We start from the raw sequence: 14,327 nt of genomic DNA, 5'->3' as shown, positions 1-14,327 counted from the left end.
TTTTCGCGCCGCTGGGCCGACCGCGCCGCCACGGCCCGGCGGTGTGCTAACATTGGCCCAGGGATCAGTCTTGAAGAGGCCGGCGGGCGACCGACGGCGGCGAGGGTGAAGATGAGCGAAAGGGCGATCGGGGCGGTTTGCCCCGCGGGCGGGCCGGCGGCGGCCGGGCCTTATTCCCACGGCGTGGTCGCCGGCGATTTTCTTTTTGTCTCGGGGCAACTGCCCGTGGAGCCGTCCAGCGGCCAGGTGGTGGGCCCGGATATCGAGCCGGCCACGCGCCAGGCGCTGGCCAACCTGGCGGCCGTCTGCCGGGCGGCCGGGGCCGCATTGGCCGATGTGGTGAAAACCACGGTCTTTTTGGCCGACCTGTCCCAGTTCGAGCGTTTCAATGAGGTTTACGCGACCCATTTCGGCCAGCCCGCGCCGGCCCGCGCCACCTTGCAGGCGGCGGCCCTGCCCAAGGGCGTGGCCCTGATGATCGAGGCCGTGGTTTATCTGGGCGGGCGGAGGGCGTGATGCAAAGGTTCATCGAACGCTACGATGGCCGCAACTACGACGTGATCATCGTCGGCGGCGGGGTCACCGGCGCGGCCATCGCCTACGAGGCGGCCTCGCGGGGGCTGGCGGTGGCGTTGATCGAAAAGCGCGACTTCGGCTGGGCCACCTCGGCGGCCACCTCCAAGATGATCCACGGCGGGCTGCGTTATCTTTATTATGGCGAGCTGGGCCTGGTGCGCGAGTCTTTGCAAGAGCGGCGCATCCTGGAGAACATCGCGCCCAACTATGTCTATCCGCTGCCGATTTTGGCCCCGCTCTACAAATCGTCGTGGACGGTGCGCGCGGGTCTGGCCCTCTACGACCTGATCGCCTACGACAAAAAATGGACCTGGGACAAGGACAAGCGCCTGCCCAACCACCGCATGGTCGCCGTTGACGAGCTGATGCAAATGGCCCCCCACGTGCGGCCCCAGGGCCTGGAGTCGGCGGCGCTCTATTACGATTGTCAAAGCTCTTTTCCCGAGCGCCTGACCCTGGCTTTTGTCCGTTCGGCCGTGGCCATGGGGGCTCACGTGGCCAACCACGCCCAGGCCCTGGACGCCATCTGCCCGCTGGAGCGCCGGGTGGGCGGCGTCAAGGCGCGCGACCTGCTCAGCGGCGCCGAAATCGACTTGCGCGGTTCGCTGGTGGTCAACTGCGGCGGGCCTTGGGCCGACCTGATTTTGCAACCGGGCTGCGCGGCCGAGGCCTCGCCGCGCATCCGGCGCTCGGAGGGCATCCACTTCATCACGCCCAAGCTCAAATCGAGCTGGGGCGTGGTGCTGTGGACCGACGACGGTCGGCACCTGTTCGTGCTGCCCTGGCGCGGGCACACGCTGGTGGGCACCACCGACAAAGAATACAACGGCGACCCGGACAACTACCGCGTGACCAAGCAAAGCGTCGAGGAGCTTTTGGCCACGCTCAACTCGTGCTACGGCGACGGCAAGCTGGCCTACGAGGACATCGTCTTCGCCTATGGCGGCCTGAGGCCCCTGGTCGAGGATCACGTGGAAGGCACCTATCAGGCCTCGCGGCGCTACGAGATCCACGACAACGCCGCCGAGGGCGTCGAGGGGCTGATCACCATCGAAGGCGGCAAGTACACCACCAGCCGCAACCTGGCCGAAAAGGCCATGAAGGTCATCGGCCGCAAGCTGGGCCGCGACCTGCCGCCATCGGCCACCGCTGGCAAGCCGCTCAACGGCTGCGAGATGCGCGGCGTGGAGTCCTTCGTGGCCGAGATGAAAAATCTGCACGCCGATTTTCCCGCCGACACGGTCGAGGTGATGGCTCGCAATTATGGCGCGCAGTGCGGCCAGGTGCTGGAGCTGGCCCGGGCCGAACCGGAGCTGGCCCGGCGCAGCGCTTTCGACGGCGAGATCATGGCCGGGGTCGCGTTCGCCGTGCGCCACGAGATGGCCCGCACCCTGGCCGACGCCGTGCTGCGGCGCACGGGCCTGGGCGCGCTGGGTCAGCCCGCGCCCGGCGTGCTGGAACAGGCCGCCGACATCTGCGCGGCCGAGCTGGGCTGGAGCGCCGAGAAACGCCAGCGCGAAATCGATGACGTGAATGGCTGGCTGCGCTTGCCCATTGATTGAGCCGGCGGGGCGGCGTCTGGCAAACGTCGCTTGAATCGCCGGCCGGCGATGATAGACTTTTGGCGGCGGCCCGCCCCAACGCCGAGGCGGGTCGGCATGTCGTTTTTCGGCGAACGGCCCCGCTGCCGCCTGGATTGATCGATGTCGCCAGCCTCCCCAGCCTTGGCCGCCCACCTCGACACGCCGATAAAACTATTTATCGCCGACGCCACGCTGCTGGGCCAGGCCGCGGCCGCGCTCAAGGAGCTTGGTTTCGCCAACGTCAGCGCCGCCCGTGCGCCGGCCAATTATTTTCAGGCCATGCGCCAGCTTTTCGCCGAGTTGATGCGCCTGCAAGACGGCGTGATCCTGGTCAATCACCCACCCAAGCAGATGAAGGACGCGGGCGGCATCGGCTATGGCGACCTGGCCTTTGGCGATTTCTACGCCGGCGTGGCGTCGCTGATGAAAAACACCCGGCGCGCGGCCTCGGATCTTTTGGGCGCCTGCATCCCCATTTTCGTCTCGGCCCAGGATCACGACATCCGCCTGCGCATCGTCGAGGAGCTTTTCCCGTTTGGCATCGTGGGCGCCTTCATGCTGCGCGTGCAGGATATGTTTGGCGACAAGGCCCAGCAGCAACGGGAACGCGTCGATGAGCTGCACGATTATCTGCTGGAATACTTTCAGACGCGCAAGGGCCGCCTGCTGGAGCTACGCGAATACAAAAGCGCCGAGGAACTGAAAAACCGTCGCGCCCAGGCCGAACAGATCATGGCCGAGGTGCAAAAACTGAAAGAGTCCAAGGACTTCGACAAGGCCATCGCCCTGTGCCGCCAGGCCATCGAGGCCCTGCCCACCGACCCGGAGGCCTATCTGGAGGGCGGCCGCCTGCTGGTCAAGCGCAAAAAATACGCCCCGGCCATGGAGATGCTGCGCGACGCCGAAAAGGTGGCCGAGGAACTGCCCGCGCCCAACCAGGAGATCGCCAACCTGCGCGTCGAGCAGGTCAAGGACTACGTGGAAAAGAAGCGGGCCCTGGGCCAACCGCCCGATCCGGCGGTGATTCAGGGTTTTTTGGAGGAGGCCGAGCAGAACTATCGCCTGGCCATCGACAAGGCCGCCAGCGTGGTCACCGCCCGGAGCGGCCACGCCGTGGACAAGCGCAAGGACATGGCCGCGGCCATCGCCGAAAACATCCTGACCCTGGAGCTGGGCCAGGTGCTGGGCGAGGCCAACCCCATGGTGCGTCGCCTGGGCCGCCTGGCCCAGCAGACGCTCAGCGACAAGGTCGGAGGCGATGGCGTGGTTTCGCCACGGCACATGATCCAGTTCGGCCTTGGCGCGTTTTTCGATGGCGACGTGGACACGGCCGAGCGCTATCTGAAACAGGCCGCCAAGAGCCCCGAGCATTTTCACGACGCCTGTTCGCGGCTCAATTACATCGGCATGCAACTGCGCCAGCAGGGCAATGTCGACCGCTCGATACGGCTGTATCGGTCGCTCTTGGAGCTGCGGCCGTCGTTTCGCGGCGTGGTGTTGTTCAACCTGGCCGTGGCCATGCAGAGCAAGGCCCTGGAGATGGCCGCCACCGACAGCGCCCGCTCGCTGGAAGTCGAAATCGAGGCCGTGGGCCGGGCGGTGGAGGCCATCTACATCGACCCCAATCTGCCCGCCGACGAAAATTTTTATCAAAACACGGTCATCGCGCCGCGGTTGGCGCGCATCATCGACATCTTCGGCCAATCGCCGGCCGTATCCGACCAGCCCACCGGCCCGGCCGACGCGGCCTGCCGGGCGGCCACGCTGCGTCTGGAGGGCCTGTTGCGCCAGGGCCAGGATCGCCAGGCCTTGCAACTGCTTTTCTCGCTGGCCCAGAAGCTGCGGCCCTATTTTTTGGAGTTTGACCGCCACGCCAGCCGGCCGGTGGCCGATTTCGCCGCCAGGCTGCATCCGCTGTTGGTCGGCCACGATCAGCCCAAGATGCGCGTTTTCGGCAAGATTCTGGGCGTGTTGGTCAGCCGTGGCGCGCTGGCGCCAACGCGGGAGAGCGCCCCGCCGCCGCCCGAGCTGACCACGACGCAACAGGCCCTGGAGCGGGCCGACCAACCCGGCGCGGCCAAGGAAATGGCCAAGGCCCTTTATCGCCGGCCCGAGTTGGCCGGCCATCCCGGTTTGACGGCCGAGCCCACCCTGAGCAACCTCTGCCGCGAGATAGCCGGCAAGCTGGCCAAAATCGACTGCGCCCGTTTTGTCCGCAAGGCCTGAAGCGGCCCCAGGGCCGACGCGGCGTTGTGATGGTATAATAGCGCTCTCCCGCGCGGCGGCGCGCCCGGCGGGCAACGCTCACCCAAACTAATGACGACCGCCGGCGGCGCGGCCGGAGGTTGACGGAAATCATGGCTTCGAACATGCAACAGCGGCAAGACCTGCGCAACCTGGCCATCGTGGCCCACGTCGACCACGGCAAAACGACCCTGGTCGACGCCATGCTCTGGCAGAGCGGCGTTTTCCGCGAAAACGAAAAGGTGGCCGAACGGGTCATGGACTCCCTGGACCTGGAGCGGGAAAAGGGCATCACGATCATGGCCAAAAACACGGCCATCACCTACAACGGCGTCAAGCTCAACGTCGTCGACACCCCCGGCCACGCCGATTTCGGTGGTGAAGTCGAGCGCACGCTCAACATGGTCGACGGCGTGATGCTTTTGGTCGACGCCTCCGAAGGCCCCTTGCCCCAGACCAGGTTCGTGCTCTCCAAGTCGCTGGAGCGCAAGCTGCCCCTGGTGGCGGTGATCAACAAGATCGACCGCCCCGACCGGCGCATCAAGGAAGTGGAGAACGAACTCTACGACCTGCTCATCGACCTGGGGGCCGAGGACGATCAGCTTGATTTCCCCATTCTCTACACCAACGCCAAGGCCGGCGTGGCCCAAAACAGCCCCGACGAGCAGGGCGTGGACCTGCAACCCCTGTTCGAGGCCATCCTGGCCCACATTCCGCCGCCCAGCTTCGACCCCGAGGCGCCGCTACAGTTTCTGGTCACCAACCTTGATTACTCCGACTACGTCGGCCGCATCGCCGTGGGCAAGATCGTCGGCGGCCGGTTGCGGGCCGGCGGTCAGGTGCTTTTGCTGAAAAAAGGCCAGCCGGCCGGGCGCTTCGGCCTGAGCCAGGTCTACACCTATCGCGGCCTGGAGCGCCTGGCCGCCGATGACATCGCCGCCGGCGACATCGCCGCCGTGGCCGGCGTGGATGACGCCTTCATCGGCGACACCCTGGCCGACCCCGAAGACCCCAGGGCGCTGCCGGTGATCAGCGTCGAAGAGCCCACGATGTCCATGGAGTTCTCGGTGAACTCCTCGCCGTTGGCCGGCCGCGAGGGCAGTCTGCTCACCTCGCGCCAGATCAAGGCCCGGCTGGAAAAAGAGACCCTCTACAACGTCAGCATCCGCGTCGAGCCAGGCCAGGCCACCGATTCGTTCAAGGTCAGCGCCCGGGGCGAGCTGCAACTGGCCGTGCTGGTGGAGACCATGCGCCGCGAGGGCTTCGAACTGGGCCTGTCCAAGCCCAGGGTGATCACCCAACTCATCGACGGCGTGGTCCACGAGCCCCTGGAGCTGGCCGTGGTCGACGTGCCCGACGAATACGTCGGCGTGGTCACCGAAAAGCTCTCGGCCAGGCGCGGCAAGATGACGCGCATGCAAAACAACGGTCAGGGCCGCACGCGCCTGGAGTTCGAGATACCCACCAGGGGCTTGATCGGCTATCGTTCGCAGTTTCTCACCGACACCCGCGGCGCGGGCATCCTGACCACCCTGGTCATCGGGCACGCGCCCCACGCCGGCGAGATCGCCGGCCGCTCCAACGGCTCGCTGGTCAGCGACCGCATGGGCAAGGCCGTGGCCTACGCCATCTACCACCTCCAGCCCAGGGGCTCGATCTTCGTCGAACCAGGCGACCCCTCCTACCCGGGGCTGATCGTGGGGCAGAACTCGCGGGGCGAGGACATCGCCGTCAACATCACCAAAGAGAAAAAGCTCACCAACATGCGCGCCTCCGGGGCCGACGAGGCCCTGCGCCTGACGCCGCCGCGGCGTTTCACCCTCGAACAGGCCATGGAATACATCGATGACGACGAACTGGTCGAGGTGACGCCAAAGTCCATTCGCCTGCGCAAAAAAGACGCGCAAAAGCTGGGCGGGGCCCGCAAGAAAATCTAGCGGGCGGCGGCCTGGGCGGCCTCGCGTTGGTTGCCCTGCTTGGCGATCTGCTTGTAGGCGATGTAATACTTAAAGATGTTGGAGACGTATTGCACCGTCTCGCGGCCGATGGCGCGGGCGGCGGCCTGCTCGACGTTGCCGAACCACACGTTGGGGTTGAGGCCCATCTTGGCGGCGCTGGCGCGCAACTGCTTGACCTTGGCCGGGCCGGCGTTGTAGGCGGCGAAGGTGAAAAGCACCTTGTTCAGTTCGCTGACGCCGGCGTCGTCCTTGAAGTTTTCGTCATAGAGGTGGCGCAGGTATTTGACGCCGGCGTGGATGTTGTTGTCGAGCTTGGTCACGCCGGTGATGTAGATGGGATGGCCGGCGGCCGTGCCGGGCAGAATTTGCATCACGCCCACCGCGCCCTCGGGGCTGCGCTTGCTTTGGTCCAGACCGGACTCCTGATAGGCCAGGGCGGTGATCATCAGCCAGTCAAAGGAATATTGCCCGGCGTATTGTTTGAAAAAGCCCACGGTGGATTTGAAGCGCGCCAAGTCCTGGCCGCTGATGGCCCGCTTGGCCCACTGGGTGTTTCGCAGGTAGCGCTTGATGAGGATATTGCCCATCAGGGTGCCCTGCTTGTTTTTTTTGACAAACTCGTTGACGGCTTTGGCCAGCTTGGGGCTGCCATGGCGGAAGGCCCAGGCCAGGCGGCCGCCGGAGCGCAGGTCGAAGTTCTTGTGCACTTCCAGGTCGGTGAAGAACTGCCGCCAGAAATTGGCCAGATAATTGTCGACCACGGTGATCTGGATCAGGCCGGCGTTGACCATCTCGAGGATGTCTTCTTCTTCCAGGTTTTCGTCGGCCGGCTCGATGACTGCCGGTGGTTTGCCCTGGGCCGCCAATTGGCGGTTGAGTTTTTGCAAGCTGTCGAAATAGCTGCTTGACTGACGCACGTAGACCGTCTTGCCGCTGAGGTCGGCGGCGTGCGCGATCTTTGGCGAGCCAGGCCCGGTGACCACCAGTTCGCGGATCTGGTCGCTGAACGGCGCGGAAAAATCGACGAGCTTGCGGCGATCGGCGGTCTCGGTGAGCATGGCCGCGGCGATGTCGCCCTTGCCGGCCGTCAGCATGGGGATAAGCTGATCGTTGGTCACGGGGATGGGCAGGATGTGCACTTTCTTTTTGCGGCCGGCGTTGAGCTGGGCCTCGAAGTTTTTCAGACTTTCGTAGGTGACGCCCCGCTCGGTGGGACCGTCCAGAAAATAGTTGGTCTTGCTGTAGACCACCAGGGCGCGGATGTAGCGCCGCTCCAGCATGCCGTCCAGGTCGCCGGTCCAGGGTTCGGTGATGATCTCCAGGGAGCGTTCGTGAAAGGCGTCGCCATCCTGGGCCGTGGCCAGCCCGCAAAAAGCGGGCGTCGCGAACAGCGCCGCCAGCGCCGCCCAAAAACGCAATAATTTGAAATAGTTCATAATATCCGCTATTCCCTGGAAAACACCCGTGCGCGTGGCCGTTTGGGCCAATATTCGACCCAAGCGGCCGGCCCTGTCAACGGCAGTTTGCCGGGCCAGGGTGAAAGAAAGCCTTGACGACGCGGCGCATTATAGTATTCTATCACCATAATACCACAATATGTCGTCGCGGGCTTCGCGCGGGTGGAGGGCGGCCATGAACCGATTTTTGTGCAAGATGAAGGGCGGCGGCCAGTGCCCGCCGGCGGCCGATCGGGCCGAGGTGTTCTGGTCGTGGCTGGGGGCGTTTTTGGGCATCGCGGCGGTGGCGCTTTTGCATTTCGCCTGGTTCGACGGTCGGGAGCTGGTGTTCATCATCGGCTCGTTCGGCGCTTCGGCGGTGCTGATTTATGGGGCGGTCAACAGCCCCCTGGCCCAGCCGCGCAACCTGGTGGGCGGCCACGTGTTTTCGGCGTTGATCGGCGTGGCCTGTCGTCTGGCCCTGCCCGGCGAGCTTTGGCTGGCCGCGCCGTTGGCCGTGGCCACGGCCATCGCGGCGATGCAACTGACCAGCACGCTGCACCCGCCGGGCGGGGCCACGGCCCTGATCGCGGTGATCGGCGGGCCGCAGATCGCCGAGTTGGGCTTTTGGTACGTTTTGGCGCCGGTGGCCAGCGGGTCGCTTTTGATGCTGGCGGTGGCGGTGGTGGTCAACAACATCCCCAGCCGCCGGCGCTATCCGCTGTTCTGGTTCTAACCTGGGGCAATCGGCCTAAAAGTCGAACCCCTGGCCCTGGTCGGCCGGCGGCAGGGCCTTAACCTTGGCGGGCCGCGACTTTTTGTCGCCGTCGCCGCTGATGGCCGCCCGAGGCCGCTGGTCGGCGCGCCGCTCCACCAGCACGGCCAGCTCGCGCACCAGGCCGCGCAGCAGGTCCGACTGGGCGGCCAACTCCTCGGCCGCCGCCGCCGATTGTTCGGCGTTGGCCGCGTTTTGCTGGGTGACTTTATCCATGTCGGACATGGCCCGGTTGACCTGGCCGATGCCCTGGGCCTGCTCGGAACTGGCCGCGGCGATCTCGCCGACCAGGCCGCCGACCTCGCCGGCGCTGGAAGCCACCTGATTGAAGGCCTCGTCGGTGGCCAGCACCAGGCTGCCGCCGTTTTTGATGTCGCGGATGCTTTCCTCGATCAACTGGGCGGTGGTGCGGGCGGCCTCGGCGGCGCGTTGGGCCAGCGAGCGAACCTCGTCGGCCACCACGGCAAATCCCGCCCCGGCCTCGCCGGCCCGGGCGGCCTCCACGGCGGCGTTCAAGGCCAGGAGGTTTGTCTGGAAGGCGATCTCATCGATGGTCTTGACGATCTTGGCCGTTTCGCCGCTGGCGGCGTTGATGGCCTCCATGGCCTGGCGCAACGACGCCATGGATTGATTGGCCGTGGCCACGATCTGGGCGGCGGATTTCATCTTGTCGTCGGCCAGGTGGGCGTTGTCGGCGTTTTGGCTGGTCATGGAGGCCATTTGCTCCAGCGAGGCGCTGACTTGTTCCAGGGCGGCGGCCTGCTGGCTGGAGCCCTGGGCCAGGGACTGGCCGGCCTTGTTGACCTCGGCCGAGGCCGAGGCCACCTGCTGGGAGCTTTGGGCCAGGCGGGTGATGACGGCGTTGAGCCGCTTGGTCACGCCCCGGCCGATGACCAGGGCCAGCAGGACAGCCAGGCCCATGCCGGCCAAGGTGATGATCAACAGCGTGGCCATGGTCTGGTCGGCGACCGCCGTGGCCTCGCCGTGGTCGGCCTCGGCCGATTGCTGGTTGAACTCCTGAAGCTTGTCCAGGTGGTCGCGCATGGCCTCGAACAGCTCGCCGGCCTGGCCCAGCGAAAGGGTCATGGCCGCTTGCCGGGCCTGGGGATCGCCGCTCTTGCAGGCCTCGACGACCTTGCGCGAGGCTTGTTCCCACTGCGCGCGGGCGCTTTCGTAGAGCGGCAGCAGCTCTTTTTCCTCGGGCCGACTGACCAGGGCCTTGTATTTGTTCCAGCGTTCGGCCGATTGGCGCAGGTTGGTTTCATAATCGGCCAGTTGCTTTTCAAAGGCCTTGCCGCCCGCCTCGGCGAAAATCAGGCTGCGTTCGGCCACCAACAACTGTTGCAGGTCGCGGTCGGCCTGCAACAGATAGTCCAGGCTGGGCAGACGAATCTGGAACATATCTTCAAGGTTGGCCTGGATGGCCGTCAGGCTGCGAAAGCCCACCGCGCCGATGACGGCCATGAAGATGATCATCACCGCGAAGCCAAAAGTCAGTTTACGCCCCACCGTCAGCTGGCCGAACCAGTTCATGCGCCTCGTTCCTTTCGCCATGGCCGCGGTAGGGCAGGGGACGGCGCGCCGTCCACCGGGCCGGTTGTGTTGATGCATCGTGCTGATTTGATTATTCGGGAGCCGGCGGCTTGGTTCAACAAAAAAACCAAATGGCCTTACCCTATATTTTGGTGGGGGCGCGGGGCGGCGGCTCAGGCCATGTATTGGCCGATGAAGGCGTGATCGCGCTTGAGCCGCTGTAAAAGGCGATCGGCCCGCTGCAGGCGCGACAGCGCCCGGCCGATGAGGTAGGCCCCCAACGCCACCAACGCCGCGCAGAGGGTCAGCACCGGCCACAGCAGATAGGTGGCCCCGTCGAAGACCACCCGCGAGGACAAGACGATCAGAAAACTGGCCAGGGTCAGCGGCAGGGCCAGCACGGCGATGCCCGTGCGCAGGGTGGCCAGGCTGGTGCGTTTTTCGGCCAGGAGCAACTGGGCCTCGTTGATGATGAGCTGATCGGCCGGCGCGTTCACGCAGGGCGGTTGATCGGATTCCATGGCCATGAACGATCTCTCCCGGCGGTGATTCCTTGGCCGGGCCAGGCTCAGCCCCGCTCGGCCAGGAACGCCGCCATTTCCTCGTCGCTGAGCAGATCGGCTCGGCCGCGCAACAGCTTGTCCACGGCCCGACGGGCCAGTTTACGGCGGCGCAACGCCGGATGGATCAACACCTTGCCTTCGGCCAGGGACCGTCCGTTCGCGCGCCTGGCCCGCCCTTGCCGGCCGCGCCACAGGCCCAGACCCACTCCCACGGCCATGCCGGCCGTCAGGGCCGCCGCCGGCCAAAAACGCCATGCGGCGGCCTCGCCGGGCCGCGCCGCCGTCGCCGTATCGCCTTGGCCCGACGCGGCCGCGCCCCGTTCCGCGCGGACGCAGGAAAGGCTCGACAGCATCAACAGCGCCAGCGCCCCGGCGATCACTTGTTTCACACACCCCCCACAGAGTGATCCGAACCCAAGGCCGTGGCGGAAGTTCCGCTGGCGGTCCGGCGGCGTCGACTGATGGCCCGGCCGAGTTGCCGCTACGAACGTATGCTATACTATTGTAGTTCTTTCCACAAGGTTATTTTGGGCGCGACCGCCAGTTTGTCGGCCAGGTCGCTCATCAGCTTGGCCATGTGCGCCGTTTTGCCGTGGGCGGCCAGGGCGTCCATGGAGGCCCAGTTCTCGTGCACCATGAATTCGGCCGGCTTTTTCAGCGACTGATGAATGTCATAGTTCAGGCAGCCAGCCTCTTGGCGGGTGGGCGCGGCGCAGTCCAGCATTGCTTTTTGCACGTCGGTCTCTTGGCCTTCCTTGGCGGTCATCAGGGCCACCACCGTCACTTTGCTCATGGATCGTCCTCCGAGGTTGATTGCGTGGGCCTTGGCCGCGGCGCTCGCCGGCCAGGGGTCATTATACAATAGTCCGCCGGGCCGGGGGCAACCAGCCAAAGCGCGTCGCCCGTTTTCGGCCGGGAAGCGATCGCCCCGCGCCCGCCCCAAAAAAATATCGCGCGGGGTTGACGACCGGCGACAAAAGAAGTATTGTAGTACCAGAATATAACAAAGAGGCCGCCATGAACAGTCTCATCCATATATCCGAAGCCGCTTCCCTGGCCCTGCACACCATGGCCTACCTGGCGGCCGAGCCGGGCCGCAAGGCCTCCACCCACGAGATCGCCCGGGTCATGGGCGCTTCCGAGGCCCACTTGGCCAAGGTCATGCAGCGCCTGGGCAAGGCCGGCCTGGTCGTTTCCCAGCGCGGGCCGGGCGGCGGGTTCACCCTGGCCAAAACGCCCGAGCAGGTCAGCCTGCTGGAGGTCTACGCCGCGGCCGAGGGTCAATTGGGCGAAGTCGGCTGCCTGTTGGGTCAACCCGTCTGCGGCGGCCACTGCATCATGGGCGAGTTGCTGGGCAAGCTCAGCCAGGAGATCAAGGACTATTTCGCCAACACCAAGCTCGGCGACTTGACGGCCGAGTGGGGAAAGGTGGCTTCAAATGCGTAGGATGCGAAACATCATCGAAATAAACGAGGAACTGTGCAACGGCTGCGGCCAATGCGTGCTGGACTGCGCCGAGGGCGCGCTGGTCATCGAAAACGGCAAGGCCAGGCTGGTGGGCGAGATCCTCTGCGACGGCCTGGGCGCCTGCCTGGGCGGTTGCCCCACCGGCGCGCTGACCATCACCCAGCGCGAGGCCGAGGAGTTCGACGAGGCCGAGGTCCATCGTCGCCAGCACGAGGCCCCGGCCGCCGAGCCGCTGCCGGCAATGGCCTGTGGTTGCCCGTCGTCCCAGGCCATGACCCTGAGCCCGGCCCAGGCCCCTTGCGCCTGCCAGGGCGAGGCCCAGCCGGTGGCCTCGCGGCTGGGCCATTGGCCGATCAAGCTGCAGCTGCTTTCGCCCAACGCGCCGTATCTGCAAGGGGCCGAACTGCTGCTGTTGGCCGACTGCGCCGCCGCCAGCCTGCCCGATCTGCACGCGCGCCTGCTGGGCGGCCGCGCCGTGGCCCTGGCTTGCCCCAAGCTCGACGACGCCCAGGCCCATATCGACAAGCTGGCCCAGCTCATCGCCGGGGCGCGGCCGCGCTCGATCACGGTTGTGCACATGGAAGTGCCCTGCTGCAAGGGGCTGGAGTTCATCGTGCGCCAGGCCATGGCGCGAGCCGGCCTCGACCTGCCGGTGGGTTCGATGATGATCGGCCGCGACGGCCGGGTGCTGGAGCATCAACCGCCCATGGCGGGCGTGGCCTGAGGGCCGGGGAGGATAGGCGATGATTTACGCGGCTCAACAATACGAAGCTTCCGCCGCCCCGGCCATGCCGGCCGGCCCGGTGGCCAATCTGCCCGGCGCGGTGATGGTCGAACTGCGGGCCTGTCAGGCCGCCGGACCGGGTTGCCCCAACAGCCTCATCGACGCCGCCGCCTGGCAAGCCGAGGTCCAGCGCTGGCTGGAGGCCGCCGAGGTCTCCGAACGTCTGCGTGGCCGCTTGGACGGCGAGCGCATCATGGCCCACGACCGCCTGCGCATCGCCATCGCCGGCTGCCCCAACGCCTGTAGCCAACCCCAGATCGCCGATCTGGCGGTGGTGGGCCGCGTGCGGCCCAGCTTCGACGAGACGGCCTGCTCGGGCTGCGGCCTGTGCGAGGCGGCCTGCCCGGACCGGGCCATCGTCGTCGACGAAACGCCCATCTGGTACAGCGGCCGCTGCCAGGGTTGCTACAGTTGCGGCGCCGCCTGCGACTACGACGCGGTGATCGTCTCGCGGCCCTGGGGCCAGGTGCTCATGGGCGGCAAGCTCGGCCGCCGGCCCCAACTGGCCCGCGAGGCCGCCGAGGCCCACGACCCCCGCGAGCTGACGGCGATGTTTTCGCGGGCCGTGGAGCGCTTCATCGACGAAGCGCCGCGCAACATGCGCTTCGCCGCCTGGTGGAGCGCCCAGCGGGAAGGAGGGTTGCTCTGATGGCCCAGACCATGTGCCCTGGCCAGGATACGGCCTTTTGGAAGCCCGGCGACATCTTCGAGGTCAAGTGCGGCAACTGTGGCTACGAGATGGAGTTTTTCAAGGACGACGCCCAGCGCCGCTGCAAGAACTGCGGCCAGCGCGTGGCCAATCCCAAGCTCAACCTGGGCTGCGCCCAGTGGTGCGAGCACGCCGCCAAGTGCCTGGGCTACGACCCCAAGGCCCAGAAGGCCGACGCCGGCCAAGAGAGCCTGGTCGAGCGCCTGCTGGCGGCCATGCGCGGTCACTTTGGCAACGATCAGCGGCGCATCGCCCACGCCCTGGCCGTGCTGGACGCCGCCGAGCGCATCATGGCCCAGGCCGGCGGCGAGCCCAAGGTGATCCTGGCCGCGGCCATCCTGCACGACGTGGGCGTCACCGAGGGCGAGCGCCTGCACGGCTCCAACGCCGGCCGCTATCAGGAAAAGTATGGCCCGGCCATCGCCGAGCGGCTGATGAAGGAGCTGGGCCTGGACGAAAACACCCGCGACCACGTGGGGCGCATCATCGCCAATCATCACTCGGCCAAGGATATCGACACGCCCGAGTTCAGGGTCGTCTGGGACGCCGACTGGCTGGTCAACATCCCCGAGGAGTATCCCGACAAGACGCCCGAGGAACTGGCCGCGCTGATCAACAAGGTCTTCAAGACCGACCCCGGCCGCAAGCTGGCCCTGACCACCCTGGCTGGCGTGGCCGATCCGTCATAGCCAGCCGCCC

Annotated in this window: 14 protein-coding genes; 9 read left to right on the top strand and 5 right to left on the bottom strand. The window is 66.3% G+C overall.

What is annotated here, in order from left to right:
• Positions 1-111: 111 nt before the first annotated feature.
• From DEBA_RS15055 to typA, 4 genes are all read left to right on the top strand, one after another.
• Positions 112-516, top strand: coding sequence for a Rid family detoxifying hydrolase (locus tag DEBA_RS15055; protein ID WP_013259803.1), 405 nt, complete (start codon positions 112-114; stop codon positions 514-516).
• Positions 516-2,138: a glycerol-3-phosphate dehydrogenase/oxidase gene (locus DEBA_RS15050; RefSeq protein WP_013259802.1), complete on the top strand. Its 1,623-nt coding sequence runs from the start codon at positions 516-518 to the stop codon at positions 2,136-2,138. Before DEBA_RS15055 ends, DEBA_RS15050 begins: the two co-directional genes overlap by 1 nt.
• Positions 2,139-2,279: 141 nt before the next feature.
• On the top strand, positions 2,280-4,385 hold the full coding sequence (locus DEBA_RS15045; RefSeq protein ID WP_013259801.1) for a tetratricopeptide repeat protein: 2,106 nt from the start codon (positions 2,280-2,282) through the stop codon (positions 4,383-4,385).
• Between the two features lie 131 nt (positions 4,386-4,516).
• Entirely contained in the window at positions 4,517-6,340 is a 1,824-nt protein-coding gene (typA, locus tag DEBA_RS15040) for a translational GTPase TypA (protein WP_013259800.1), read from the top strand.
• On the opposite strand, the gene DEBA_RS15035 is transcribed toward typA, so the two are convergent.
• On the bottom strand, positions 6,337-7,797 hold the full coding sequence (locus DEBA_RS15035) for an MltF family protein (protein WP_013259799.1): 1,461 nt from the start codon (positions 7,795-7,797) through the stop codon (positions 6,337-6,339). The two genes, typA and DEBA_RS15035, sit on opposite strands and share 4 nt — an antisense overlap.
• A 196-nt stretch (positions 7,798-7,993) precedes the next feature.
• Between DEBA_RS15035 and DEBA_RS15030 the strand changes: the two genes are divergently transcribed.
• A complete protein-coding gene (locus DEBA_RS15030; RefSeq protein WP_013259798.1) occupies positions 7,994-8,533 on the top strand; it encodes an HPP family protein in 540 nt (179 codons plus the stop codon).
• Positions 8,534-8,548: 15 nt separating this feature from the next.
• Here DEBA_RS15030 and DEBA_RS17415 read toward each other — a convergent pair whose 3' ends face one another.
• The 4 genes from DEBA_RS17415 to DEBA_RS15010 all read right to left on the bottom strand — a co-directional run bounded on the left by DEBA_RS17415 (position 8,549) and on the right by DEBA_RS15010 (position 11,461).
• Positions 8,549-10,105, bottom strand: coding sequence for a methyl-accepting chemotaxis protein (locus DEBA_RS17415; RefSeq protein ID WP_013259797.1), 1,557 nt, complete (start codon positions 10,103-10,105; stop codon positions 8,549-8,551).
• Positions 10,106-10,278: 173 nt separating this feature from the next.
• Positions 10,279-10,632 (bottom strand): YidH family protein, encoded by a 354-nt coding sequence (locus DEBA_RS15020; RefSeq protein WP_013259796.1) that lies wholly within the window; start codon positions 10,630-10,632, stop codon positions 10,279-10,281.
• A gap of 41 nt (positions 10,633-10,673) precedes the next feature.
• Positions 10,674-11,057, bottom strand: a complete 384-nt coding sequence (locus DEBA_RS15015) for a hypothetical protein (RefSeq protein WP_013259795.1) — start codon at positions 11,055-11,057, stop codon at positions 10,674-10,676.
• Between the two features lie 110 nt (positions 11,058-11,167).
• A complete protein-coding gene (locus DEBA_RS15010) occupies positions 11,168-11,461 on the bottom strand; it encodes a putative quinol monooxygenase (protein WP_013259794.1) in 294 nt (97 codons plus the stop codon).
• A gap of 224 nt (positions 11,462-11,685) precedes the next feature.
• On the opposite strand from DEBA_RS15010, the gene DEBA_RS15005 reads away from it, so the two are divergent.
• The 4 genes from DEBA_RS15005 to DEBA_RS14990 are packed head-to-tail and all read left to right on the top strand — an operon-like array spanning position 11,686 to position 14,317.
• The gene (locus tag DEBA_RS15005; RefSeq protein WP_013259793.1) at positions 11,686-12,114 is read left to right on the top strand and encodes an RrF2 family transcriptional regulator; all 429 of its coding nucleotides are present in this window, start codon (positions 11,686-11,688) and stop codon (positions 12,112-12,114) included.
• Positions 12,107-12,859, top strand: a complete 753-nt coding sequence (locus tag DEBA_RS15000) for an ATP-binding protein (protein ID WP_013259792.1) — start codon at positions 12,107-12,109, stop codon at positions 12,857-12,859. Before DEBA_RS15005 ends, DEBA_RS15000 begins: the two co-directional genes overlap by 8 nt.
• Before the next feature lie 19 nt (positions 12,860-12,878).
• Positions 12,879-13,568, top strand: a complete 690-nt coding sequence (locus DEBA_RS17410; protein ID WP_013259791.1) for a 4Fe-4S binding protein — start codon at positions 12,879-12,881, stop codon at positions 13,566-13,568.
• Positions 13,568-14,317 carry an HD domain-containing protein gene (locus tag DEBA_RS14990; protein ID WP_013259790.1) on the top strand — a complete coding sequence of 250 codons (750 nt, stop codon included), beginning with the start codon at positions 13,568-13,570 and terminating at the stop codon, positions 14,315-14,317. The genes DEBA_RS17410 and DEBA_RS14990 overlap by 1 nt, the downstream gene beginning before the upstream one ends.
• The last annotated feature ends 10 nt before the right edge of the window (positions 14,318-14,327 follow it).

This window comes from Desulfarculus baarsii DSM 2075 (genome assembly GCF_000143965.1).
Lineage (GTDB): Bacteria > Desulfobacterota > Desulfarculia > Desulfarculales > Desulfarculaceae > Desulfarculus > Desulfarculus baarsii.
This window is presented reverse-complemented; position numbering and strand designations above follow the sequence as displayed.

What these genes read in the sequence shown, in the direction of transcription:
- DEBA_RS15055 (WP_013259803.1), top strand. Translation starts at nt 112, where the DNA reads ATGAGCGAAAGGGCGATCGGGGCGGTTTGCCCCGCGGGCGGGCCGGCG.
- DEBA_RS15050 (WP_013259802.1), top strand. Translation starts at nt 516, where the DNA reads ATGCAAAGGTTCATCGAACGCTACGATGGCCGCAACTACGACGTGATC.
- DEBA_RS15045 (WP_013259801.1), top strand. Translation starts at nt 2,280, where the DNA reads ATGTCGCCAGCCTCCCCAGCCTTGGCCGCCCACCTCGACACGCCGATA.
- typA (WP_013259800.1), top strand. Translation starts at nt 4,517, where the DNA reads ATGGCTTCGAACATGCAACAGCGGCAAGACCTGCGCAACCTGGCCATC.
- DEBA_RS15035 (WP_013259799.1), bottom strand. Translation starts at nt 7,797, where the DNA reads ATGAACTATTTCAAATTATTGCGTTTTTGGGCGGCGCTGGCGGCGCTG.
- DEBA_RS15030 (WP_013259798.1), top strand. Translation starts at nt 7,994, where the DNA reads ATGAACCGATTTTTGTGCAAGATGAAGGGCGGCGGCCAGTGCCCGCCG.
- DEBA_RS17415 (WP_013259797.1), bottom strand. Translation starts at nt 10,105, where the DNA reads ATGAACTGGTTCGGCCAGCTGACGGTGGGGCGTAAACTGACTTTTGGC.
- DEBA_RS15020 (WP_013259796.1), bottom strand. Translation starts at nt 10,632, where the DNA reads ATGGCCATGGAATCCGATCAACCGCCCTGCGTGAACGCGCCGGCCGAT.
- DEBA_RS15010 (WP_013259794.1), bottom strand. Translation starts at nt 11,461, where the DNA reads ATGAGCAAAGTGACGGTGGTGGCCCTGATGACCGCCAAGGAAGGCCAA.
- DEBA_RS15005 (WP_013259793.1), top strand. Translation starts at nt 11,686, where the DNA reads ATGAACAGTCTCATCCATATATCCGAAGCCGCTTCCCTGGCCCTGCAC.
- DEBA_RS15000 (WP_013259792.1), top strand. Translation starts at nt 12,107, where the DNA reads ATGCGTAGGATGCGAAACATCATCGAAATAAACGAGGAACTGTGCAAC.
- DEBA_RS17410 (WP_013259791.1), top strand. Translation starts at nt 12,879, where the DNA reads ATGATTTACGCGGCTCAACAATACGAAGCTTCCGCCGCCCCGGCCATG.
- DEBA_RS14990 (WP_013259790.1), top strand. Translation starts at nt 13,568, where the DNA reads ATGGCCCAGACCATGTGCCCTGGCCAGGATACGGCCTTTTGGAAGCCC.